The sequence below is a fragment of the Shewanella sp. 10B genome (genome assembly GCF_023475885.1).
Taxonomy (GTDB): domain Bacteria; phylum Pseudomonadota; class Gammaproteobacteria; order Enterobacterales; family Shewanellaceae; genus Shewanella; species Shewanella mangrovisoli.
Genome location: NZ_JAMDJO010000003.1, coordinates 382,715 through 404,419, shown reverse-complemented (window position 1 = coordinate 404,419; position 21,705 = coordinate 382,715). Strand labels below are relative to the sequence as shown.

The following is a 21,705-nucleotide window of genomic DNA, read 5'->3' as shown; positions in this document are numbered from 1 at the left end:
CTTCCTCGATTAAGCTCGCCTCGAGTATACGCGGGCGCCATCATTTTAGATCTAAATCACGCAGCTTTTAATGCCTTAAAGATTAGGCGCAAGACAATAAAAACAGTAACATTCTGTGTATTACACTGCTTTATTGATGATTTAGCTAACTAGATTTGCCCTGCATTTAACGCTTAAACCCGTACTCGGCAAATAACAGGATGGATATGACAGCTCCCATTATTATCACTGGCGTGGGTAAACGCATTGGCTGCGCCCTCGCGAAACACTTGCTCGCCCAAGGGCAAAAGGTGATTGGCACCTATCGCAGCCATTATCCCAGCATCGATGAGTTACAGTCTTTGGGCGCGACCTTAATCCAATGCGATTTTTACGATAATGTGCAGCTCCAAAACCTGATTGAGCAATTGAGCCAATATCCCAAAATCCGCGCCATCATCCATAACGCCTCTGACTGGCTGCCAGACAACAGCCCAAGCCTTGCCGCCCATGAAGTCATGCAGCGCATGATGCAAGTGCATGTGAGCGTACCCTATCAAATGAACCTAGCCTTAGCCTCGCAGCTGCGAGCTGGGGCCGAGGGCGAGATTGGCGCCAGCGATATTATCCATTTCACCGATTATGTGGCCGAAAAGGGCAGTGCCAAGCACATGGCTTACGCGGCCAGTAAGGCGGCGCTGGATAACTTAACCTTATCCTTTGCGGCACAATTAGCGCCCGAGGTCAAAGTCAATGCGATTGCTCCGGCGATGATCCTTTTTAATCCAAGCGATGATGAAGCCTATCGGCAAAAGACCTTGGCTAAGGCAATCTTGCCAAAAGAAGCAGGAAATCAGGAGATTATCGCCTTAGTGGATTATCTGTTGGCGAGCCGCTACGTCACAGGTCGCAGCCACAATGTCGATGGCGGTCGGCATTTAAAGTAAAACCGCGTGATAGCAGTTAACTTAATCAAGTACTGGACTTAAATGAGTAGCAGGGCTTAAACGAGTGCAGGATTTAAACGAGTACTGGGTTTAAACGAGAAGCAAGGTTTAAACCTGTAACTTGGCTAAGTCGAGTCATGGGCTGAATCGAATGACTCGGATGATTCGACTAAATGGCCTAGTCGAACCGCCATTCGCGGCTTGGAGTGATGATAGTAGGTAAGGGCACATCCCAATGCTCGCAGGGCAGGGCTGTCACTTGCTGGCAATCATGGGCGTAACCCATGGGCAGAGGTTTACCTTTGCTATGCCAATTGGCTAGCGTTCTGTCGTAATAGCCGCCGCCCATGCCCATACGATTGCCTTTGATATCAAAGGCAACCAGCGGGGTAATCACCACATCGAGTCGCTCAATCGGCATCACGGCGCGCACATCCAACTTAGGCTCTAAAATGCCAAATTGATTCGGCAGCATTGGCGAGTTGGCGTGGTAATGCAAAAACAATAATTGCCCCGCATTAAAAGGGTGGAGCCGTGGCAGATAGGTGTGAATCCCCTGCTGCCAAAGCGCTTCGATAAGCGGTGCGGTTGCGAGTTCACCATCGTGGGTGAGATACAGCGCGACATGCTGGGCATTCAGTGCGCTCAGTTTTTCGAGCATTCGCCGACTGGCGGCAAGGCTAGCCTCTGTTTGCACCTCTGTCGAAAGCGAGCGGCGAGCCAAGCGGATCTGTTTGCGCAATTCGGCGCGGCTTAGCGTTGGGTTGAGAGTGGTGGTATCAATTTCAGACTGAGTGCCGTGTGGCCCATTGGCGGTTGGGGCCGAAGTGTTCGAGACTGAAGTGATAGACATAAATAAGATGCTCCCCAGAATGCCGCTACCGGTGTAGCCCTTGAACCGTAGGTTCAAGGCGGGTAAATGATTACCTCCTAAGGCTTCTCGGTACGAGCCGAGCATGCTCAATGTCAGTAAAGCATTCACCCTGAGATCAAAATTATCGGCACAGGGACATTACCAGTTGGCCTGCACCCCAGGGAGCAAAAACGGTATTGAATCGCTAAAATCTTGGCTTAAAAAGTATAGGCCAGTTTAGCCATTCACTGTGCAACTCTTATCAGATTGATGGTGCGTGGCACCGAGTGGCACAGTCTAAATCTATTTGGTTGAACGCTCAACTAAGGCGTTTTCCAAGGTTGACTGCAACAGGCTGATGCGGTCATCCATTTGTTTCATATAGTGCTTATTCTTTTGCTTTTCTTGGTACAACTCGTGTCCAATATTCAGCGCCGCCATAATGGCAATTTCTTCGCGGCTTAAGCTATTAGTGCGATTTTTTAAGGTAGTTAGCTGTTGCTCAACCCCTTGCGCCACAACACGTAAGGCATCTTCCTGACCTTTCGGGCAGGCGATAGAGTAGGTGCGCCCTAGCAGGGTGATTTCAACTGCACTATTACTCATTCGAAGATGATCCTTTCGTTGGCATCGATAGGGCGGACTATATAGGGCTGATATTAAAAGTGCAAGGTGAGCCGCCGATGGATTGCACATTCGCCGTTTTGTTTGCTGCTTGTGTGAGCAGTTGCCGGAATTTTTATCTTCGCCCCCAAGAATGCCGGATCAGAGTTGGTTCAAGTCTTTATCTCTGCTAGCATTGCTGCTGGAAAATTCTGATTGGAATCTGATATGGCGACCCCTCCTTCGTTACGCATCGACAGCTTAAAAATCGCCCTCGATGCGGCTGAAATTGGTCAGCATCCCGTGGAAGTGCACGGTGCCCTTGTGGGTTTAATCTGCGGTGGCGTAGATCAAACTGGTGATCTGTGGATTAAACCTTTATTTGACCTGATGAATGATGGTCAGCCTTTACCGGCGCCTCTGCATCAATTGGTGTGTGAGCTATTCCAAGACTCGGTTGCCCGTTTAGGTGATTTTGAGTTTGGCTTTATGCCACTGCTTCCAGAAGAGGAAGAGCCGTTAAGTCAACGAGTTGAGGCCTTATCCCTGTGGACGCAAAGCTTCTTAACGGGCATCGCGATTATCCAGCCTAAGCTGAATAAAGCCTCGGCCGAAGTGCGTGAAGTGATTAAAGATCTGGCCGAGATCGCTCAGGTCGAATTCGATGTGGCTGATGATGAAGAATCGGAAACGGCTTATATCGAGCTACTAGAATTTGTGCGTATCGCCGCCATTATGTGCTATTCCGAGTTTGGCCCCGAGCCGAGCCACGGTGAAGGCGACGATCCTGCGGTGATCCATTAATCACTAACGAGAGAGGCGGAATCATTCCGCCTTTAATGAGTTTCAAATCTAACATCCTGATGGCGAAACGCTTTTAGCCATGCCATAGCTTGAATGAGAACCCCATGACGGTAGCAGAGCACATGGATAATTCAGTTCAAAATGTCGATATTGCCATTGTTGGTGGCGCCATGGCGGGGGCGACCCTCGCGCTGGCCTTAGCGCGTTTGTCTGGTACTGAAAAACCTTTATCTATTGCCTTAATCGAGGCGCACCTTCCCGATAACAGCCACCCCGGCTTTGACGCCCGCTCCATCGCCATTGCCCATGGTTCCATCTTCGAGTTATCCCGTTTAGGTTTATGGCCGAAACTGGCGCATTTAGGCACGGCGATTAAGGATATCCACGTATCCGATCGCGGCCATTTTGGCATGACGGAACTCAACGCCAGTCAGTTTCACTTAGATGCGCTGGGGCAAGTCGTCGAGCTTGAAAGGGTCGGCCAAGTGCTGTTTAGCGAGCTTCACAAGACTCAGGTTAAGCTCTACTGCCCTGCAAAACTGTCAGAGTTGATCCCTGCTAACGAGAATCACACCCTAGTGCTCGATTCCGGCGAGCGGATTTGCGCCAAGCTGGTGGTCGCCGCCGATGGCTTGCAGTCTAAGGTGCGCAGCAGTTTTACTCTGCCCATCACCCAAGTGGCGTTTGAGCAAACCGCGATTATCGCTAATCTGCAAACCGATAAGCCGCACCAGCACTGGGCCTACGAACGATTTACCGAGACAGGCCCCTTAGCGCTATTGCCGATGGCAGATAGCCAAGGCCAACCACGTTTATCCCTTGTCTGGGCGCTGGATGATAGCCGCGCTCAAGCGATGCTTACAGCGCCCAAGGCCGAGTTTTTAGCTGCATTGCAGCAAGCCTTTGGTTATCGCGCTGGGCAGTTTATTGACGTCAGCGAGCGCCATGCTTATCCGTTAAACCTGTCCTACATGCCAAGGCCAATTCACCATAGATGCGTGTTTATCGGCAATGCCTCCCAGACTCTGCATCCGATTGCGGGGCAAGGGTTTAACTTGGGTCTTCGGGATGTCGTCAGCCTGCTTGATGTGCTGCAACGCGCGCTGGCGCAGGGTGAGGATATTGGCGGTGTCGCCGTCACCCATGGCTATTTGCAGGCCCGTGAGGCGGATAGAAACAGCACTATTCGCAATATTGAATTTTTAGTCCGTGGCTTCTCTAACCAATACTGGCCCTTGGCCCTTGGGCGTAATCTGGGATTGCGTCTGTTATCTTGGTTCCCGCCACTGAAAACCCCCGTCGCGCAGAAGGCGATGGGCTGGAAATAATCATTACTGGTATCGCAACGCGAAAAGGATGTACCCATGTTAAGTTCACAAGCCTATGACATTGCCATTGTGGGTGGCGGCATGGTGGGACTCGCCACCGCGATAGGATTGGCGCAGGCCAACTTGAATGTCGTCGTGATCGATGCCCAAAGCACCCAAGCCGTGAGCGGTGAGCCAAGGCTTAGGGTCAGCGCCATCAACAAGGCGAGCCAACGTTTGCTCGAGCATCTCGGCGCTTGGCACTATGTCGATGCCAGCCGCGCGACACCCTACCAAAAAATGGCGGTTTGGGATAAAGACGGCTTTGGTAAAATCGCCTTCGATGCCAGTAGCATCAGTGAACCTAGCCTTGGCGCCATTATCGAAAATGATGCCATCAGCTACGCCCTCGCCAAGCGTGCCAGTGAATTTGACAATATCACCCATATCGAAAACCAACGCATAGAGCGTATCGCCTTTGGTGAACGTGAAGCTTGGTTGACCTTAGCCAATGGCACCGATGCCGAAATCGAAAGTGTTAGCGCCGCACTCGTGATTGCCGCCGATGGTGCTAATTCTTGGGTGCGCGAACAATGTAAGATCCCATTAACTTTCTGGGATTATGGCCACCATGCGATCGTGGCGACCATTCGCAGCGAAATGCCGCACCTTGCCACCGCCCGCCAAGTCTTTTTGCAGGACGGCCCGCTGGCCTTCCTGCCGTTATATGAAGAAAACCTCTGCTCCATTGTCTGGTCAGTGCCGCCAGAGCGCGCTAACGAGTTACTCGAAATGGCGCCAGAGCAGTTCGAGCGCAATCTCACCGCCGCCTTCGATGGCCGCCTTGGCATTTGTAAGCTTGAAAGTGAACGTCACGCCTTCCCACTGCGGATGCGCTACGCCCGTCATTTTGCTCGCCACCGTTTGGTGCTCGCGGGGGATGCGGCCCACACCATCCATCCATTAGCTGGCCAAGGGGTAAACTTAGGCTTCCTCGATGCCGCCAGCATTATCGAAGTCATCGGTGAGCTACACGATGCGGGTAAGGATATCGGTGATTATGCCCAGCTGCGCGCCCTTGAGCGTTGGCGCAAGGCCGATGCGATGGAGATGATTGCGGCGATGGAAGGATTTAAGCGTCTGTTCGAAGGGAGCAATCCCCTTAAAAAAGCCATTCGCGATCTGGGACTCAACCTGGTTGATAATGTCGCTGGGCTGAAAACAGTGTTCATGCAACAGGCCATGGGCAATAAGTCCTCACTCCCCAAGTTATGTCGCTAGCCTCGGTTGCGCTAATGTAATCATAATTGCTGATAATATCAGCAATTTGGCTGCAGGCTGCGCAAATCTCGCTTTCGTATGTAAAAAAATTACATGTTGAAGATGAGAAAATCTAATGACACTGGCTTCGGATTAGAAAAATCTCCTGTATACAAATTTGTGACGCAAGGTATAATTTCGCCGCATTTTAGACCCTAGTACTTATACCAATCACGATAAATATCTGAATCAATTCAGAGCGAATCAGGCGTTGCAGTGACAGACGCATTGAGACCGAAAGAACCCCTTTCAAATTGATGCATCGTGGAAGTGAAATGCCGATTAGCCAGATATTTAGCCGGATTTGTATCACCCTACGCTAGGCAGAGACCTGAAAAAGGCCGCAAAAAAGGGATAACAATGGCTAATAAAACTGTTCTGTTTAACAAGCACTTAGAATCAAACGCTAAGATGGTCGACTTCCACGGTTGGGATATGCCCCTCAACTATGGTTCACAAATCGAAGAACACCACGCCGTGCGTCAAGACGCAGGTATGTTCGACGTGTCCCACATGACTGTGGTTGATGTGACCGGAACCGACGCTTGTGCATTCCTCCGTAAGTTGCTGGCAAACGATGTGGCCAAACTTAAAGTTCCTGGTAAAGCCTTATACGGCGGCATGTTAGATGACAATGCCGGCATCATCGACGACCTGATCACTTACTACCTGACCGACACTTTCTACCGTGTTGTCGTCAACAGCGCGACCCGCGAAAAAGACTTAGCGTGGATCGCCAAACAATCCCAAGGTTTTGATGTCACTGTGACTGAGCGTCCTGAGCTGGCGATGATCGCCGTTCAAGGTCCTAACGCTAAGGCCAAAGCAGCCGCCGTATTCAGTGCCGATCAAAATGCCGCTATCGAAGGCATGAAACCTTTCTTCGGTAAGCAAGCCGGTTCTCTGTTTATTGCCACCACAGGTTACACAGGTGAAGTGGGTTACGAGATTATCGTGCCAGAAACTGAAGCCGAAGCCCTGTGGCAAGCACTGTTAGATCAAGGCGTTAAACCCTGTGGTTTAGGCGCTCGCGATACATTGCGTCTCGAAGCCGGTATGAACCTCTACGGCTTAGATATGGACGAAACCATCAACCCGCTGGCCGCCAACATGGGCTGGACCATCGCATGGGAGCCAACTGATCGTGACTTTATCGGTCGTCAGGCACTTGAAGCCCTGCGCGATGCGGGTACCGACAAATTAGTCGGTCTGGTGATGGAAGAAAAAGGCGTGTTACGCCATGATATGCCAGTATTTTTCACCGATGCAGCGGGTGTTGAGCAGCAAGGCGTGATCACTAGCGGTACTTTCTCACCAACATTGGGCTATTCTATTGCGATGGCGCGTGTTCCTAACTCGATTGGGGATACGGCGGAAGTCGAAATGCGTAAAAAGCGCGTGGCTGTTAGAGTAGTAGCGCCAAACTTTGTGCGCAACGGTAAACAAGCATTTTAAAAAAACGGAACAAGGAACAAGAACAATGAGCAATATTCCGACAGAACTGAAATACGCCTCTTCACACGAATGGATCCGCAAGGAAGAAGACGGTAGCTACACTGTGGGTATCACTGAGCATGCTCAAGAGCTGTTAGGTGACATGGTTTTCGTTGAGCTGCCAGAAGTAGGCGACACTGTGACTGCAGGCGACGACTGTGCAGTGGCAGAATCAGTGAAAGCGGCTTCTGACATCTACGCGCCAATCTCTGGTGAAGTGATTGCTGTGAACGAAGCACTGGAAGATTCTCCAGAGCTCGTAAACAGCGACGCTTACGGCGAAGGCTGGTTCTTCCGCGTTATGCCTTCAGATGAATCTGAAGTTGACGCTCTGCTCGATGCAGAAGGTTACCAAGCTGTTATCGACGAGGAATAATCGTCGACGCTAACGAAGCCCCAAGGGGCTTCGTTTGTTTTAGCGCAAGTTTGACATAACAATAGCCCGTTTATCAGTACCCTACAGTCCTGAGCTACGGCAAATCTGGAACAAGGTTTATCATGACCAAGCAAACCCTCACTCAGTTAGAACAGCACGATTTATTCTTACGTCGCCATATCGGCCCGGATAGCAGCCAACAACAAGAAATGTTGAACTACGTTGGTGCTGAGTCTCTGGACGATCTGACTGCGCAAATCGTGCCTGAGTCGATCCGTTTAAGCCAAGAGTTGAGCATTGGTGATTCCTGCGGCGAAGCCGAAGGCATTGCTTACATTCGTGGTTTAGCCAAACAAAACCAAGTCTTCAAAAGCTACATTGGTATGGGTTACTACGGTACCCAAGTGCCTAATGTGATTTTACGTAACGTCTTCGAAAATCCTGGTTGGTACACGGCGTACACGCCATATCAGCCAGAGATCGCCCAAGGCCGTTTAGAAGCCATTCTAAACTTCCAACAAGTGTCGATGGATTTAACCGGTTTAGATTTAGCCTCAGCTTCACTGCTGGACGAAGCGACAGCCGCTGCCGAAGCGATGGCGCTGGCTAAGCGTGTGTCTAAAGCCAAAAAAGCCAACATCTTCTTCGTTGCCGATGACGTATTCCCACAAACCTTAGACGTAGTGAAGACTCGCGCTGAGTGTTTTGGTTTTGAAGTAGTGGTAGGTCCTGCCCATGAAGCGGTAAACCACGAACTGTTTGGTGCCCTGTTCCAGTATTCAAACCGTTTCGGTCAAATCACTGACTTCACTGATTTATTCGCCGAATTACGCGCGAAGAACGTGATTGTGACTGTCGCTGCCGACATCATGGCCTTAGTGTTACTCAAGTCACCGGGTGCCATGGGTGCAGACGTGGTCTTCGGTAGCGCGCAGCGTTTCGGTGTGCCGATGGGCTTTGGTGGTCCACACGCGGCCTTCTTCGTGGCCCGTGACGAGCACAAACGCTCTATGCCTGGCCGTATCATCGGTGTGTCAAAGGACACCCGTGGTAACCGCGCATTGCGTATGGCGATGCAAACTCGCGAGCAACATATCCGCCGCGAAAAAGCCAACTCAAACATTTGTACCGCGCAAATTCTGTTAGCGAACATGGCGTCTTTCTACGCCGTATTCCATGGCCCACAAGGCCTGAAAACCATCGCATCACGCATCAACCGCTTCACCGATATCTTAGCCGCTGGCTTACAAGCTAAAGGCGTGAGCTTAGTGAACAACACTTGGTTCGATACCATCAGCATCAAAGGCTTAGACGTTGCTGCAGTGAATGCTCGCGCGCTGGCCGCTGAAATGAACCTGCGTTTCGATGCTGACGGCATCGTCGGCGTGAGCTTAGATGAAACCACTATCCGCACCGATATCGAAGCACTGTTCGATGTGATTTTAGGTGCTGGCCATGGCTTAGACGTTGCCGCATTAGATGCGCAAATCGTGGCGCAAGGTAGCCAATCGATTCCAGCTTCTTTAGTGCGTGAAGATGCCATCCTGAGCCACCCAACCTTCAATCGCTACCAAAGCGAAACCGAGATGATGCGTTATATCAAGCGTCTCGAAAGCAAAGACTTAGCACTGAACTACTCAATGATTTCATTGGGTTCGTGCACCATGAAGTTAAACGCTGCGGTTGAAATGATCCCAGTCAGCTGGCCAGAATTTGCTAACATGCACCCATTCTGCCCACTGGATCAAGCCAAGGGTTACACTCAACTGATTGAAGAATTGTCTTCATGGTTAGTGAATGTCACAGGTTATGATGCCGTGTGTATCCAACCTAACTCTGGTGCTCAGGGTGAATACGCGGGTCTGTTAGCGATTCGTAAATACCACGAGTCTCGCGGCGAAGCCCACAGAAACATCTGCTTAATCCCACAATCTGCCCACGGCACTAACCCAGCATCGGCGCAATTAGCCGGTATGCAAGTGGTTGTGACTGCCTGTGACAAGCAAGGTAACGTTGATTTAGAAGATCTGAAGGCCAAAGCGGCTGAAGTGGCAGAAAACCTGTCATGTATCATGATCACTTACCCATCGACCCACGGTGTGTACGAAGAATCTATCCGCGAAATCTGCAATATCGTGCACCAGCACGGTGGTCAAGTGTACTTGGACGGCGCCAACATGAACGCCCAAGTTGGCTTAACCTCACCAGGCTTTATCGGTGCCGACGTATCGCACCTTAACCTGCACAAAACCTTCGCGATTCCACACGGCGGCGGTGGTCCAGGTATGGGCCCAATCGGTGTGAAAGCACACTTAGCGCCGTTCGTCGCGGGTCACGTGGTTGTTAAACCAGGCCGCGAAAGCGACAACAACGGTGCAGTTTCGGCAGCGCCATACGGCAGTGCTGGCATTCTGCCAATCAGCTGGATGTACATTAAGCTGCTCGGTTCAAACGGCCTGAAAAAGTCGACTCAAACCGCGCTGTTAAACGCTAACTACGTGATGAAGAAGCTGTCTGAACACTACCCAGTACTGTTCCGTGGCCGTAACGATCGCGTCGCGCACGAATGTATTATCGACCTGCGTCCAATTAAAGAAGCCTCTGGCGTGACCGAAATGGATATCGCTAAGCGTCTGAACGACTACGGTTTCCACGCACCAACCATGAGCTTCCCAGTAGCGGGCACGCTGATGATTGAGCCAACCGAATCAGAGTCTAAGGTTGAACTGGACCGCTTTATCGACGCTATGGTGTCAATCCGCGCCGAAATCGCTAAGGTTGAAGCAGGCGAGTGGCCAGCGGACAACAACCCGCTGCACAACGCGCCACACACTATGGCCGATATTATGGACCCAGCGTTTGATTCACGCCCATACAGCCGTGAAGTGGCCGTGTTCCCAAGTGCCGCAGTGCGTACTAACAAGTTCTGGCCAACCGTGAACCGTATTGATGACGTGTATGGCGACCGTAATTTGTTTTGTGCGTGTGTGCCGATGGAAGACTACGAGTAATTGCTGGTTTGGGCTTGCGACAGCAAGCCCTTGCTAAGAGTTAGCTTCGGCTACGACGCAATTATGAACGTTAAAAAGCGACCTTAGGGTCGCTTTTTTGTTTTATGCGTATTGTTTCTGATGAGCTTAGTGCTGCGAATGGGCTATTTTGTGGCTTCTGGCAACTGTACTTCCCAATTGCCTGCCGCAGGCTCTCGCACTGTTACACCAGTGACACGCTGTAAATACATCCCTGTAAGCTCTGCTAAAACATCCATGTTTTAGAAGGTCACTGGTGCAACAATGCCAGTTCTGGTGCAACCAGTGAGTGGAGAGTCATGCCTGTTCTGTTTTTCGTTGTAAAGAGCCAGTTGCGGACTCTAAATAAGGTTGACGCACCTGATTATTCAAAACTAATTGGTTCTCGAAACATATCTAAACTATGAGATATTACACGTTTCTATTTGGAGACATTACCAATAAGCTCTGTTAAATTTTAACTTAATTACCCAATATCTTTATCTATGGAAAAAGATTGCAACTATGTACTCGAATTTTTATCTACAACGCAGGCTTTCGAGTACCGAAAAAACATTCTCAGAGAAAGAGTTACTAGACGCATCGACTTTAGTCGTTGTTCTAGCTGAACCCGGTGGTGGTAAAACAGAACTTCTGCATAGTCTTTCAAACCAACTAAATACATCATCAATAACAGCCACAAAGTTTGTTCATATTGGTTTTGAGCAAGAAGGAAAACCAATAGTAATTGATGGATTTGATGAATTAGCGAAGATTGATCAAAGTGGAATTCATCAGCTTTTGGCTCAAGTGGTCAAAGCTAAACCTACGTTTGTAATTATTTCGAGTAGGTCCAGCGAGTGGGATAATGCAGCTACCAACACAGTCAAAGATTATATTGGTAATGAACCTCTCATCGTTAGGCTTTGTGAATTTGATGAGTCGGAACAATGTGCGATCTTCGGTCATCACGCACCGGACGAAGATTTCGCTAATTTCCACTCAGAAGTGTCCAGATTTGATCTAGAGCCGCTGTTGCCTAATCCGCAATTCCTGACGATGTTTAAGGATGCGTATCTCGAAAGCGGCAGAAAATTTTCAGATAAACGCTCAATTTTTAAGCTTGCAGTAGAGCGCCTAACAAAAGAAGGCAAACCAACATCTTCCAAAATTGGCAATCCTCTCTCCGTCAGTCAAAAAGTTAAGATTGCTTCAGAGATTTTTGCCAAGCTGTTATTGTCCGGTGCAGAAGGGATAAGCATTAATGAGTTTTCGGAAACCAGAATATATCCTTTGTTTTCATCACTGCTAAATAGTGACTCCGACATTTCTACCGTTCTTGCTACACGACTTTTCAAGCCCGGAGATACTGTCGACCAACACCGACCGGTGCATAAAATCGTCGCTGAGTATTGTTCGGCAGACTTTCTTGTTAAGCGAATAGTTGATCCCGCAGACAATTTGACCTTGTCCCAATGCTTATCGATTATTGCACCCAATTCAACAGTCAGAGACGAGCTTAGAGGATTAGTTGGGTGGATGGCTGCTTTAGGCAACAGAGATATTCAGCAGACTTTAATTGAACTTGACCCATACGCAATTCTTGCTAACGGAGATCCATCCCAGCTCGAACCTATATCAAAGCAATTACTTTTAGCAAAGCTGCAAGAAATTGAGGAGAACGACCCTTATTTTCGAAGAGCTGATTTTTGGCGTAGATTTAGTATTGCTAGTTTTTTTACGAAGGATATTGTCGAAGAGCTCAAAGTACTACTTGAGCGCGTGAGTGATGGTCACTTACGAGATTTAATTCTTGAACTACTAGTAGGCTCTCCAGTTTGTATCTTCTTGCTCAAAGAATTACGGCGCATCGCTTTAGGTGCTCAAGAAGACAAGTATACGCGTCTCTTTGCACTCTATTGTCTAGTTGGATGTGCTGAATACGATTTTAAGCCAGATTTTGCCACTCTGTTATCTGAGGCTAGTTCAGCCTCACTTGAAGTCGCAGCGAAAGGGATTGAGTTGGTCGGCTTAGAAGAATTTGATTTAAGTTGTCTTGAAAATTTTTTTCGTGCATGTGCCAATTTATATCCCAGTAAGAAGCAGCGACTGAGTCGTGTCATTGGAGAGCGATATTTCATCAAACGAGTTATCCACAAATTGGATAAAAATTCACTTGAATGGTTGCTAGATGCTCTAACACTAAATCTGGTGTGTGGCTGTGACCTTGAACGTTATGAATGTTACTGCATTAGTGGTATCAGCAAGATTGTTGGCACTATGTTGGACCATTACTTCAATATAGCTTCTCCTCCTTTCGATCCATTGCGTGTTTGGAGCTGGATACAAAATTTAAACTTCCATGGCAACCGAGGGACATCTGATAGTAAATCTGTTCAAGCTTTACATGAAGACCGTTCACTGCGGGAAGGCATTTTAGCTCATGTCTTTGGCGGATTAACCGATCCTAAACAGATCCACGAAACCCAAATAAACCACTTTGGTTTTTCTTCAAACTCGCATTCTGCTCTGCATTTTGTAAAAGAGGATTTTAAGTTTTTGGTGGATTTAGCATTTGAATCAGACAATCCTCATCTATGGGAGAGCTTTATTGCTAAACACTATCGGTATCTACATTCTAAAGATAGAGTCCCAAATGAATTGCGACGTCATATGCGAGGACAAGCACTACAAAAATCAATATTTATGCAAGTGTGGGCGAAGTTTAATAGAACGATGGCACAACTTGATAAATCAGATCACAGACGTTGGAATGCTAAACATCAACGATATGTAAGGCGAGAGCAGAAGCGAGACAACGATATTGATAGCAAGAATATCCAGTACATAAATGAGAATCGTGAACTAGTCGAGAGTGGCAAGCACTGGCGGTTTTTAGTCGATTTTGCTTTTGTAGCTCTTACCAAACCTGAAAATATTCCTACCTTGTTTGGTAGCGAAATTATTGTCAGAAATGCACTGAAGAATTGTCTGGAATTCATCGAGCCTCAGGTGCCTGATTTAGAGAAACTTGCGAAAGTACGATGCGAGTCAAAATCAGTGGACCTTGAAATAGTTCTATATGCAGCCTGTATAGAAATTATGCGAGCATTCGGAAGTTTAGAGGCGGTAAAGCCTGCATTACTAGTTGCTCTGAAAACGACTTTTAATACTAGGTACGATGCTGTTGATGAAGTTGAGCACAATAGGCTTCAAGCTGAGGTTAATCGCTTGGTTTTTCCTGACCAGCAAAAGGCGGAACTATTTCTTCGTCGTTATCTTGAACCACAGTTGGTCAAGAGTGAGTGCAAACACCCAAGGGTCGAATTACTGCAATATGATGATGTATTCAGTTCCCTAAAAAGTGATCTATCTATTGAGTGGCTCGAGCGTTTTCAAGAACTTGAATACCATGCAATGGATACGCTTTTTGAACTAGTTGTGCGGTTTGGAGAGCGTGAGAGGCTTAATCGACTTATCTTGACTCGTAGTTCTGATATGTTAACAAAGTGGCCTGCTCTCAAGGATGACGAAAAATTTGAACAAAGGCGAAAATTTTGGTTTGTTCGAGCGTTTTATTTTCTGTGCCCAGAAGGTGCACGTCCTTATTTTGACTGGCTTAAGCCTGATCCAAATTCAGTATTTCTCTTTGAACACCGCTCGGGCAGATTGAACCGAGGAGACTATGATTCTTGGCCCCAGTTGTCTTCAGTGAAGATTGAGATGATTATGAATGCTTTTTTTGACAAGTGGCCAAAAGTTGACCTTCCTAGTCATTGGGGATCAGACAGCCCAGTTGGAGAAACGGCCTATCGATTTCTTACGGAAATCGTTTGGACTATCAGTCATGACTCACCTGATGAAGCAATTCCTGTACTAAATCGAATGATAGAGAATCAGGGATTTACTGATATTCATCTCACACTGAAAAGCATAAAAGCAGATCAAATGCGGAAAAAAGCGCTTAGGGATTTCGAACCGCCTACACCTCAACAGATCGTAGATTTATTGGACAATAACGAGATCGTCACAGTCGAGGGCTTAAGAGCATCTATTCTTCAAGAATTGACGGACTATCAAAAGGACTTACATGGCGGTGAATTTAACACTGCTAAACAGTTTTATAAGGAAGACACTAATGGACAATTCACCCATAAAGGTGAAGTAGATTGTGTTGAGATTATTGCAGAAAGGCTGAGCTTGGTATTACAGCCGAAAAGTATAAGTGTTGTGGCCGAACATCAGACTAAAGATCAAAATAGGATTGATATAACAGCTGCAAAAGTGATTACTGGCAAGAGGCGCTTGCTTGTCATAGAGGCAAAAGGGCAGTGGCATAAAGACCTGTATTCCGCAGCTTCAGAGCAATTGTATAAACGTTATTCAATTCATCCTGATGCAGAGCAGCAAGGGATATACCTTGTTATTTGGTTTGGAGCACATTTGACTATTGCTGGAAGGAGAAGACATGGAATTAATAGTCCGTTTGAGCTCCAAAAAAGTATAGAAGACAAGCTTCCATTGGATCTAAGAGGATTGATTGATGTATTTGTATTAGATGTCTCGCGATCAGATGCGAATTAAATTGTAGGAGCTCATATCTTATCTAATTTAGCTAATAGTTTCCGAATTAACCTTCAAGTCATTTACGAACGTAAAGTGGAAATTAAAGCATCAACGAAGATGTGAAGCATCATCAACCCCATCATCATGTAACCCATTAAATCTAATTGCAGATCTTGGATTTGCTTTTGTAAGCCATAGGCGGGAATGCGGGTTAACTGCTCACGATCCACGGGCAGGGTGACTGTGGCATCACGGTGTTTTAGCAACGCATACATCACACCAATAGTGATAATAAAGCCTGAGAGAAGTATCCCGTAAGATAACAGGCCGTTAGTAAAATCTGCCATTTACATCCTTGAAATAGAAAGGTTTATCGTGAATTCCGTAACGCACACATGATAAATGTGCTTGATACCTTGGTGGCAGAGGAGGCTGTTAAGAGTGGGGCGGCATGATACAGATTGGCTGCTTTGTCCTTAAATAGCGTGCTCGATAGTGGCGTTCGAGTGTGGCTCTGCATTTCCCTTAGTGGTCACACTTTAACCCGCGCTATGCGGTTTAATCAATGCGTTTTATCACAAAAGCTTATTTTAAATAATGACTTGTGAATATCAGGGGAGAGGTATTGGGAGGAAGCTTTGGTGTTACGTAGGGTAAATAAAAACGGCCAATCGAATTGGCCGTTTTTATTATCCATTAAGCTGCTATCCATTAAGCTGCGGGTGCTTAACGGTAAAAGGCTTCTACTGTGCCTTTGATGGTTAACAGCAGAGGTTGACCGCGACGGTCTAAAGATTTGCTTGGTACTTTAACCCAGCCTTCGCTGATGCAGTATTCTTCGACATCGAAACGTTCTTTACCGTTCACGCGGATACCCACATCGTATTGGAAGACTTCAGCTACATGGTGGCGGCTGCGTGGGTTAACCGAAAGACGATCCGGTAATGCGGGTTGTGAAGTTGTGTCAGTCATGGTCGTTATCTGTAGTGAACAAAAAGTGCGTTATTGTAGGCAATCCCGCCGCCTTGCTCAAGGACTGTTGTTGTCAGTCTGTGACGCCTAAGCCGCTATCTTGGGCGAGTGGCACTTAGCGTGAGTTGTTGCATAAGCCTGTATCGTCTTTTGTTCGCACGCGCTACAGGATAAACTTTGGCGGCGTTGGTTTAAGGCTTAGTGCTTGGTGCTTAAGGTTTAGCGCTTACAACTTATAGCCGCGCGCCGTTATTCACTCATATTCGACCCAAGGCCCGATAGTTAACTTGCCATGCACGATGATATTAGTATTCCCTTGCCATCCCTTATCCATCGCATCGGCCGCGAGGCGGTTAAGCGGGCGCAGGCGATTGCTGTACAAAAGGGCTGCGAGCTTAAGCGGGTGCGCCGCTCCCGTAATTGGAGCATTACAGGACAGGCTATCGCTATTCAAAGCTGTTGCGTCGAGTTAAAAGCCCTGAGTGATACTGCCGAATTTACCTTTCTGATCAAAAAGATCGACAGCGGCTTATTACAACATGCCGATAAGCTTGAACCACTCAGCGCAAAGTTGGTTCGCCTGATCAACCAAAACCCCGCCATTACCTTGGGCGAACTGATGCAGCAAACCCAATGCACGATGAGCGAGGCACGCCTTGCTCGCTTTGAGGCCGAACTCTAGTTCCGAGCTTTGATCCCGAGCCCATATGCCGAGCTCTGAGCTTAGGCGGGGTCATTAGCAGGCAGAACCTAAGAAAAAGGCCTCAATTGCTTGAGGCCTTCGGTGGTTAAAGATAGCGATTTATACCTAATCGACTTACGCCGACCGCCGATATCACGCCTTGGCGTTAAATTTTAAATTGACCCACGAGTTTGCCGAGGTTAAGTCCTTCCTGCGACACGGTTTGGCTCACGCTCGCCGCTTCTTCACTGGAGTGCAGCAGCTCATTGACAATCTCTTGGATGGCGAACACATTGCGGTTGATTTCTTCGGTGACTGAGCTTTGCTCGGTCGCCGCCGTGGCAATTTGGGTACTCATATCGTTGATGGCGGTTACTGCCGAGGTCACTGAGCCTAGGCTTTCGGAGATGGCGCGGGACGAATCCACCGAGCGTATACAACTCTGCTGACTCTCTTCCATGGTTTTAACCGCTAAGCTCACTAGCTTATGCAGTTCAGATAGCATCTCGTTGATTTCTAATGTGCTTGATTGAGTACGGCTGGCTAAGTTGCGCACCTCATCGGCCACCACGGCAAAGCCGCGACCCTGCTCGCCAGCACGGGCGGCCTCAATCGCGGCGTTTAATGCTAACAGGTTGGTTTGCTCGGCAATACCGCCTATCACCGAGAGCACGCTATTAATTTTTTGCGACTGTTCACTCAAGGATTGAATGTTGCTGGCGGCATTATTGATTTGCGCCATCAGCACCGAAATTTCCTCTAACGAGGCATCGACACAACGCTGGGCATTGGCCACATCACCCGTGGCGGCGTGGGTCGCTTCGGCCACTTGGGTGGTGTTTTGCGCCACTTCACTCGCGGTGGCAGACATCTCTGTAATGGCGGTAACCACTTGATCAGTCTCATTGTTATGGCTGATAAGCTGGCGCGACATTACCTTGGTTTGGTCATGAATTGCATTGGCCGCGGTTTTAACCTTAGCGGTGGCATGGGCCACATCGCCGATAATGGTTTGCAGTTTATCGACAAACAGGTTGAAGGAGCGGCCGAGTTGGGCAATTTCATCGTCGCCCTTCACCGCAAGGCGCTTGGTTAAATCGCCTTCGCCTTTGGCGATATCGTTTAAGTTATCGGCCATGTTTTTAATCGGTGTGACCATGCGCTGGGCGGTCACTAAGATCACGGCGGCGGTAATGGCTGCTAATAACAGTGCAATCAATAAAATCGCGTAGGACTTATCGATCATCTGCTCGGTGACTGTGGTGCGGTAATCCTCCACCACGGCATCGATATCGTCGATATAGGCGCCAGTGCCGAGCATCCAATCTGTGCCAGGGATCATCATGGAGTAGCCGATTTTTTCGATTTGCTCGTTGGTATTGGGTTTTTGGAAATAGAACGAGAAATTACCGTCACCGTTTTTGGCGGCATTGAGCAGGCCGACAATGATCTTGGTGCCGCGGGGATCGGTCATATCGATTTTATTCTGCCCCTCAAGGTTGGGCATGACCGCATGGAACAGGTTTTTACCTTGGGAATCGTAAATAAAGAAGTAGCCCGAACTGCCAAAGCGAATATCACGTAGGGCTTGGTTAACATTGCCCTGTTCTTTTAACGATAGCTGGTATTGCACTATGCCTGCGGCGATTTGGGTGGCTTCTTTGATTTGGGTTTTACGCTCACCGATTAACTTTTCTCTAAATGTGGTGACTTCATCGGCAAGCGCCGATTGCTCGACATGGTAGGAAACTGTCATCAGTACAATGAGGGTCAGAATTAACGGGAACAATGCGAGTAGGAGCAATTTGTTACGTAAACTGAAATTAGACATGTTCAACAACTCCGGGATAAGCCGCTTTATTATTGCAGGGCAGTATAACGAATCCCCAATACTCTTAAGTGCTTAAGTTAACAAAAATCTAATGTAACCGACAAAATTGCAAAGTGGTATTTGACTTAAGGATGAGGGCGACAGGCTGAGTCACTTCGTTGATCTTAATCAAGGCCTAAGTAAGTCAATGCGCTCATTATATTAGTTAATCTTTATGCATCGGCGGCGCTTGTTTGAGTTGGTCAGCGTTGCGGCGCTGTTGAATCAAGATGACGCAAGCTTAATCAAGACGCGCACACTAAAGGCAGGACTGTGACTAATCAAAGGCTGATAACCCTCTTAAAAATCTGCATTGGCCTTGGGCTGTGCCTGATTATGCTTGGGATTTATCTGCATAACTTTAATGAGTCCGTCGAAGCCATGGGCGTTAAGGGAATTATTATCAGCGCCGTTTGCGTTGCCGTTGGCATGGCGTTATCCCTGCCGACAAAGATGTATCTCACCTTTTTACTGGTTAAGCGCGAGGCGGATAAGCAAAGCAGTGTTGAGCATTAACCCTTGGCTAAACCACAGTGAATGCCGCAATAAATCCTACTCTGCAGCTTGCTGCCTATGGCGTAAAAACCCCGCTGGTGTTTTTTTAACATAATTAACCCAAGACTAATGGGCGAAAAACACCGATAATTCCCCCCAAGACGATAGCGCCCAAGGGCAATGCTGTGCGGTAACGAATGCGATTACCGCGTTTGAGCATATTGAGTGGAAAAATTCTAATGGAAATCAAAGTTAATTTTCTCGACAACCTGAGACTCGAAGCCAAGTTCGACGACTTTACGGTAACGGCCGATCAGCCCATCCGTTATAAGGGCGACGGCTCGGCGCCGAGTCCCTTTGACTACTTCTTAGCTTCTTCGGCGCTGTGTGCGGCCTACTTTGTGAAGGTATATTGTAAATCCCGCGATATTCCGACGGACAATATCCGCCTGTCGCAAAACAATATTGTCGACCCAGAAGATCGCTACAACCAGATTTTCCAGATCAATGTCGAATTGCCCGATGATATTTCGGATAAAGATCGCGAAGGTATTTTGCGCTCGATCGACCGCTGCACAGTGAAAAAAGTCGTGCAGACTGGCCCAGAATTTAGAATCGAAACCGTTGAAAACCTCGATGCCGACGCCAATGCCATGTTGATGGGTCACCCTGGCGACGACAGCAGCACCTATATTTTGGGTAAAGACTTACCGCTGGAGCAGACCATTGCCAATATGACCGGCATTTTGGCTGAGCTGGGGATGAAGATTGAGATCTCCTCATGGCGTAACATTGTGCCCAATGTGTGGTCACTGCATATCCGTGATGCCGCATCGCCCATGTGTTTTACCAATGGTAAAGGCACAACCAAAGAGAGCGCATTGTGCTCGGCCCTCGGTGAGTTTATCGAGCGTTTAAACAATAACTTTTTCTATAACGACCAATTCTTTGGCGTTGAAATCGCTAACAGCGAGTTTGTGCATTATCCGAATGAAAAATGGTTTGCCCTCGAGGAAGACGACGCTCTGCCAGCGGGCCTGTTAGACGACTACTGCCTAGAGATTTATAACCCCGATGAGGAGCTGTGCGGCTCGCATCTTATCGACACTAACTCGGGCAATAGCGACCGTGGCATTTGTGCGATTCCTTACAAGCGTAAATCCGATGGCGAGACTGTTTACTTCCCATCAAACCTGATTGAAAACCTGTTCTTAAGCAATGGCATGAGCGCGGGTAACAACATCAAAGAAGCCGAAGTACAGTGTCTGTCTGAGATCTTCGAGCGCGCGGTGAAACGCCAAATTATCGAGCAAGAAATCGTTCTGCCCGACGTGCCAATGTCGGTGTTAGAAAAATACCCCAGCATTCTTGCGGGCATTAAGGGCTTAGAAGAACAGGGCTTCCCTGTGGTAGTGAAAGACGCCTCCTTAGGCGGCCAGTTCCCTGTGATGTGCGTGACGCTGATGAATCCGAAAACCGGCGGCGTATTCGCCTCCTTCGGTGCCCACCCAAGCTTTGAAGTGGCATTGGAGCGCAGCCTGACCGAATTGCTCCAAGGTCGCAGCTTCGAAGGTCTAAACGATGTGCCAAAACCGACCTTTAACAGCATGGCGGTGAGCGAGCCTGAAAACTTTGTAGAGCACTTTATCGACTCAACGGGTGTGATCTCCTGGCGCTTCTTTAGCAGCAAGCATGACTATGAGTTCTGCGAATGGGATTTCTCTGGCACTAACCAAGAGGAAGCGGACCGCTTATTCGGCATTTTAGAAGAGCTGGGTAAAGAGGTGTATGTCGCCGAATTTACCGAATTAGGCGCATCGGCTTGCCGTATTTTAGTACCTGATTACTCTGAAGTTTATCCAGTTGAAGACCTGATTTGGGATAACACCAACAAGGCGCTGGATTACCGTGAAGATATCCTGAATCTGCATTCTCTAAGCACTAAGCAATTGGTCAACCTAGTCAATCGCTTAGAGGAAAGTCAGCTCGATAACTACACCGATATTCGTACCCTGATTGGTATTGTGTTTGATGAAAACACCGTCTGGGGTAAGTTGACGATTATCGAACTTAAGATACTGATTTATCTAGCACTCGGCGCGCATGAAGAGGCGCTGGAGTTAGTCGGTGAGTTCCTGCAATTTAACGACAATACCGTGAAGCGCAATCTGTTCTTCCAAGCCATGAGCGCGGTGCTGGAAGTGACGCTGGATGAAGACCTTGAACTCGAAGACTTTAGCCATAACTTTACCCGCATGTTTGGTGCGGAAGTGATGGAACAAGTGGTCGGCAGCATTACTGGCAAAATCCGTTTCAGCGGTTTAACTAAGACCAGCATGCAGCTCGAAGGGATTGAGCCACATTTACGCTTAATCGAAAGCTATAAAAAACTGCACGCCGCCCGCAAGGCCAAAGCGGCGCAATAATCG

The 21,705-nt window shown here is 48.1% G+C and carries 16 protein-coding genes and 1 other RNA gene; 11 read left to right on the top strand and 6 right to left on the bottom strand.

Translation table 11 applies throughout. From position 1 onward, the window contains the following. The first annotated feature begins 206 nt into the window (after positions 1–206). A complete protein-coding gene (gene folM, locus M0415_RS14015) occupies positions 207–926 on the top strand; it encodes a dihydromonapterin reductase (RefSeq protein ID WP_249556224.1) in 720 nt (239 codons plus the stop codon). A 178-nt stretch (positions 927–1,104) separates the two neighbouring features. Here folM and M0415_RS14010 read toward each other — a convergent pair whose 3' ends face one another. The 3 genes from M0415_RS14010 to M0415_RS14000 form a co-directional block, all read right to left on the bottom strand. Then, positions 1,105–1,779 carry a 5-formyltetrahydrofolate cyclo-ligase gene (locus M0415_RS14010; RefSeq protein ID WP_249556223.1) on the bottom strand — a complete coding sequence of 225 codons (675 nt, stop codon included), beginning with the start codon at positions 1,777–1,779 and terminating at the stop codon, positions 1,105–1,107. Positions 1,780–1,786: 7 nt separating this feature from the next. Beyond that, a non-coding RNA gene (gene ssrS / locus M0415_RS14005) (6S RNA) lies at positions 1,787–1,967 on the bottom strand. A 115-nt stretch (positions 1,968–2,082) separates the two neighbouring features. After that, positions 2,083–2,385 carry a cell division protein ZapA gene (locus M0415_RS14000; RefSeq protein ID WP_011718292.1) on the bottom strand — a complete coding sequence of 101 codons (303 nt, stop codon included), beginning with the start codon at positions 2,383–2,385 and terminating at the stop codon, positions 2,083–2,085. A 225-nt stretch (positions 2,386–2,610) separates the two neighbouring features. Here M0415_RS14000 and M0415_RS13995 point away from each other — a divergent pair, with 225 nt between their 5' ends. From M0415_RS13995 to eruA, 7 genes are all read left to right on the top strand, one after another. Then, positions 2,611–3,186, top strand: a complete 576-nt coding sequence (locus M0415_RS13995; RefSeq protein WP_249556222.1) for a UPF0149 family protein — start codon at positions 2,611–2,613, stop codon at positions 3,184–3,186. 104 nt (positions 3,187–3,290) lie between these two features. Continuing rightward, complete coding sequence (ubiH, locus tag M0415_RS13990) at positions 3,291–4,514, top strand: 2-octaprenyl-6-methoxyphenyl hydroxylase (protein WP_249556221.1); 1,224 nt, start codon at positions 3,291–3,293, stop codon at positions 4,512–4,514. A 36-nt stretch (positions 4,515–4,550) separates the two neighbouring features. Beyond that, on the top strand, positions 4,551–5,774 hold the full coding sequence (locus tag M0415_RS13985) for an FAD-dependent oxidoreductase (RefSeq protein ID WP_249556220.1): 1,224 nt from the start codon (positions 4,551–4,553) through the stop codon (positions 5,772–5,774). A 399-nt stretch (positions 5,775–6,173) separates the two neighbouring features. After that, positions 6,174–7,268, top strand: a complete 1,095-nt coding sequence (gene gcvT / locus M0415_RS13980; RefSeq protein WP_011718288.1) for a glycine cleavage system aminomethyltransferase GcvT — start codon at positions 6,174–6,176, stop codon at positions 7,266–7,268. A gap of 25 nt (positions 7,269–7,293) precedes the next feature. Then, the gene (gene gcvH, locus M0415_RS13975) at positions 7,294–7,683 is read left to right on the top strand and encodes a glycine cleavage system protein GcvH (protein ID WP_011071083.1); all 390 of its coding nucleotides are present in this window, start codon (positions 7,294–7,296) and stop codon (positions 7,681–7,683) included. Between the two features lie 122 nt (positions 7,684–7,805). Then, on the top strand, positions 7,806–10,694 hold the full coding sequence (gene gcvP / locus M0415_RS13970) for an aminomethyl-transferring glycine dehydrogenase (RefSeq protein ID WP_249556219.1): 2,889 nt from the start codon (positions 7,806–7,808) through the stop codon (positions 10,692–10,694). Between the two features lie 522 nt (positions 10,695–11,216). Beyond that, complete coding sequence (eruA, locus tag M0415_RS13965) at positions 11,217–15,275, top strand: NACHT domain-containing antiphage protein EruA (RefSeq protein ID WP_249556218.1); 4,059 nt, start codon at positions 11,217–11,219, stop codon at positions 15,273–15,275. Between the two features lie 62 nt (positions 15,276–15,337). Here the strand turns inward: eruA and M0415_RS13960 are convergent, their stop codons facing one another. Further along, positions 15,338–15,604: a hypothetical protein gene (locus tag M0415_RS13960; RefSeq protein ID WP_249556217.1), complete on the bottom strand. Its 267-nt coding sequence runs from the start codon at positions 15,602–15,604 to the stop codon at positions 15,338–15,340. 379 nt (positions 15,605–15,983) lie between these two features. Further along, on the bottom strand, positions 15,984–16,229 hold the full coding sequence (locus tag M0415_RS13955; protein WP_011624059.1) for a DUF3297 family protein: 246 nt from the start codon (positions 16,227–16,229) through the stop codon (positions 15,984–15,986). 292 nt (positions 16,230–16,521) lie between these two features. Between M0415_RS13955 and M0415_RS13950 the strand changes: the two genes are divergently transcribed. Then, positions 16,522–16,911 (top strand): ribosome recycling factor family protein, encoded by a 390-nt coding sequence (locus tag M0415_RS13950; RefSeq protein ID WP_249556216.1) that lies wholly within the window; start codon positions 16,522–16,524, stop codon positions 16,909–16,911. Between the two features lie 166 nt (positions 16,912–17,077). Here the strand turns inward: M0415_RS13950 and M0415_RS13945 are convergent, their stop codons facing one another. Then, positions 17,078–18,742: a methyl-accepting chemotaxis protein gene (locus tag M0415_RS13945; RefSeq protein WP_249556215.1), complete on the bottom strand. Its 1,665-nt coding sequence runs from the start codon at positions 18,740–18,742 to the stop codon at positions 17,078–17,080. Positions 18,743–19,054: 312 nt separating this feature from the next. On the opposite strand from M0415_RS13945, the gene M0415_RS13940 reads away from it, so the two are divergent. Together M0415_RS13940 and M0415_RS13935 are read left to right on the top strand one after the other, a co-directional pair. After that, the gene (locus M0415_RS13940; protein ID WP_249556214.1) at positions 19,055–19,297 is read left to right on the top strand and encodes a hypothetical protein; all 243 of its coding nucleotides are present in this window, start codon (positions 19,055–19,057) and stop codon (positions 19,295–19,297) included. A gap of 218 nt (positions 19,298–19,515) precedes the next feature. After that, positions 19,516–21,702: an OsmC domain/YcaO domain-containing protein gene (locus tag M0415_RS13935; RefSeq protein WP_249556213.1), complete on the top strand. Its 2,187-nt coding sequence runs from the start codon at positions 19,516–19,518 to the stop codon at positions 21,700–21,702. Positions 21,703–21,705: the final 3 nt, after the last annotated feature.

Coding starts and splice junctions, on each gene's coding strand:
- folM (WP_249556224.1), top strand. CDS start 207: ATGACAGCTCCCATTATTATCACTGGCGTGGGTAAACGCATTGGCTGC.
- M0415_RS14010 (WP_249556223.1), bottom strand. CDS start 1,779: ATGTCTATCACTTCAGTCTCGAACACTTCGGCCCCAACCGCCAATGGG.
- M0415_RS14000 (WP_011718292.1), bottom strand. CDS start 2,385: ATGAGTAATAGTGCAGTTGAAATCACCCTGCTAGGGCGCACCTACTCT.
- M0415_RS13995 (WP_249556222.1), top strand. CDS start 2,611: ATGGCGACCCCTCCTTCGTTACGCATCGACAGCTTAAAAATCGCCCTC.
- ubiH (WP_249556221.1), top strand. CDS start 3,291: ATGACGGTAGCAGAGCACATGGATAATTCAGTTCAAAATGTCGATATT.
- M0415_RS13985 (WP_249556220.1), top strand. CDS start 4,551: ATGTTAAGTTCACAAGCCTATGACATTGCCATTGTGGGTGGCGGCATG.
- gcvT (WP_011718288.1), top strand. CDS start 6,174: ATGGCTAATAAAACTGTTCTGTTTAACAAGCACTTAGAATCAAACGCT.
- gcvH (WP_011071083.1), top strand. CDS start 7,294: ATGAGCAATATTCCGACAGAACTGAAATACGCCTCTTCACACGAATGG.
- gcvP (WP_249556219.1), top strand. CDS start 7,806: ATGACCAAGCAAACCCTCACTCAGTTAGAACAGCACGATTTATTCTTA.
- eruA (WP_249556218.1), top strand. CDS start 11,217: ATGTACTCGAATTTTTATCTACAACGCAGGCTTTCGAGTACCGAAAAA.
- M0415_RS13960 (WP_249556217.1), bottom strand. CDS start 15,604: ATGGCAGATTTTACTAACGGCCTGTTATCTTACGGGATACTTCTCTCA.
- M0415_RS13955 (WP_011624059.1), bottom strand. CDS start 16,229: ATGACTGACACAACTTCACAACCCGCATTACCGGATCGTCTTTCGGTT.
- M0415_RS13950 (WP_249556216.1), top strand. CDS start 16,522: ATGCACGATGATATTAGTATTCCCTTGCCATCCCTTATCCATCGCATC.
- M0415_RS13945 (WP_249556215.1), bottom strand. CDS start 18,742: ATGTCTAATTTCAGTTTACGTAACAAATTGCTCCTACTCGCATTGTTC.
- M0415_RS13935 (WP_249556213.1), top strand. CDS start 19,516: ATGGAAATCAAAGTTAATTTTCTCGACAACCTGAGACTCGAAGCCAAG.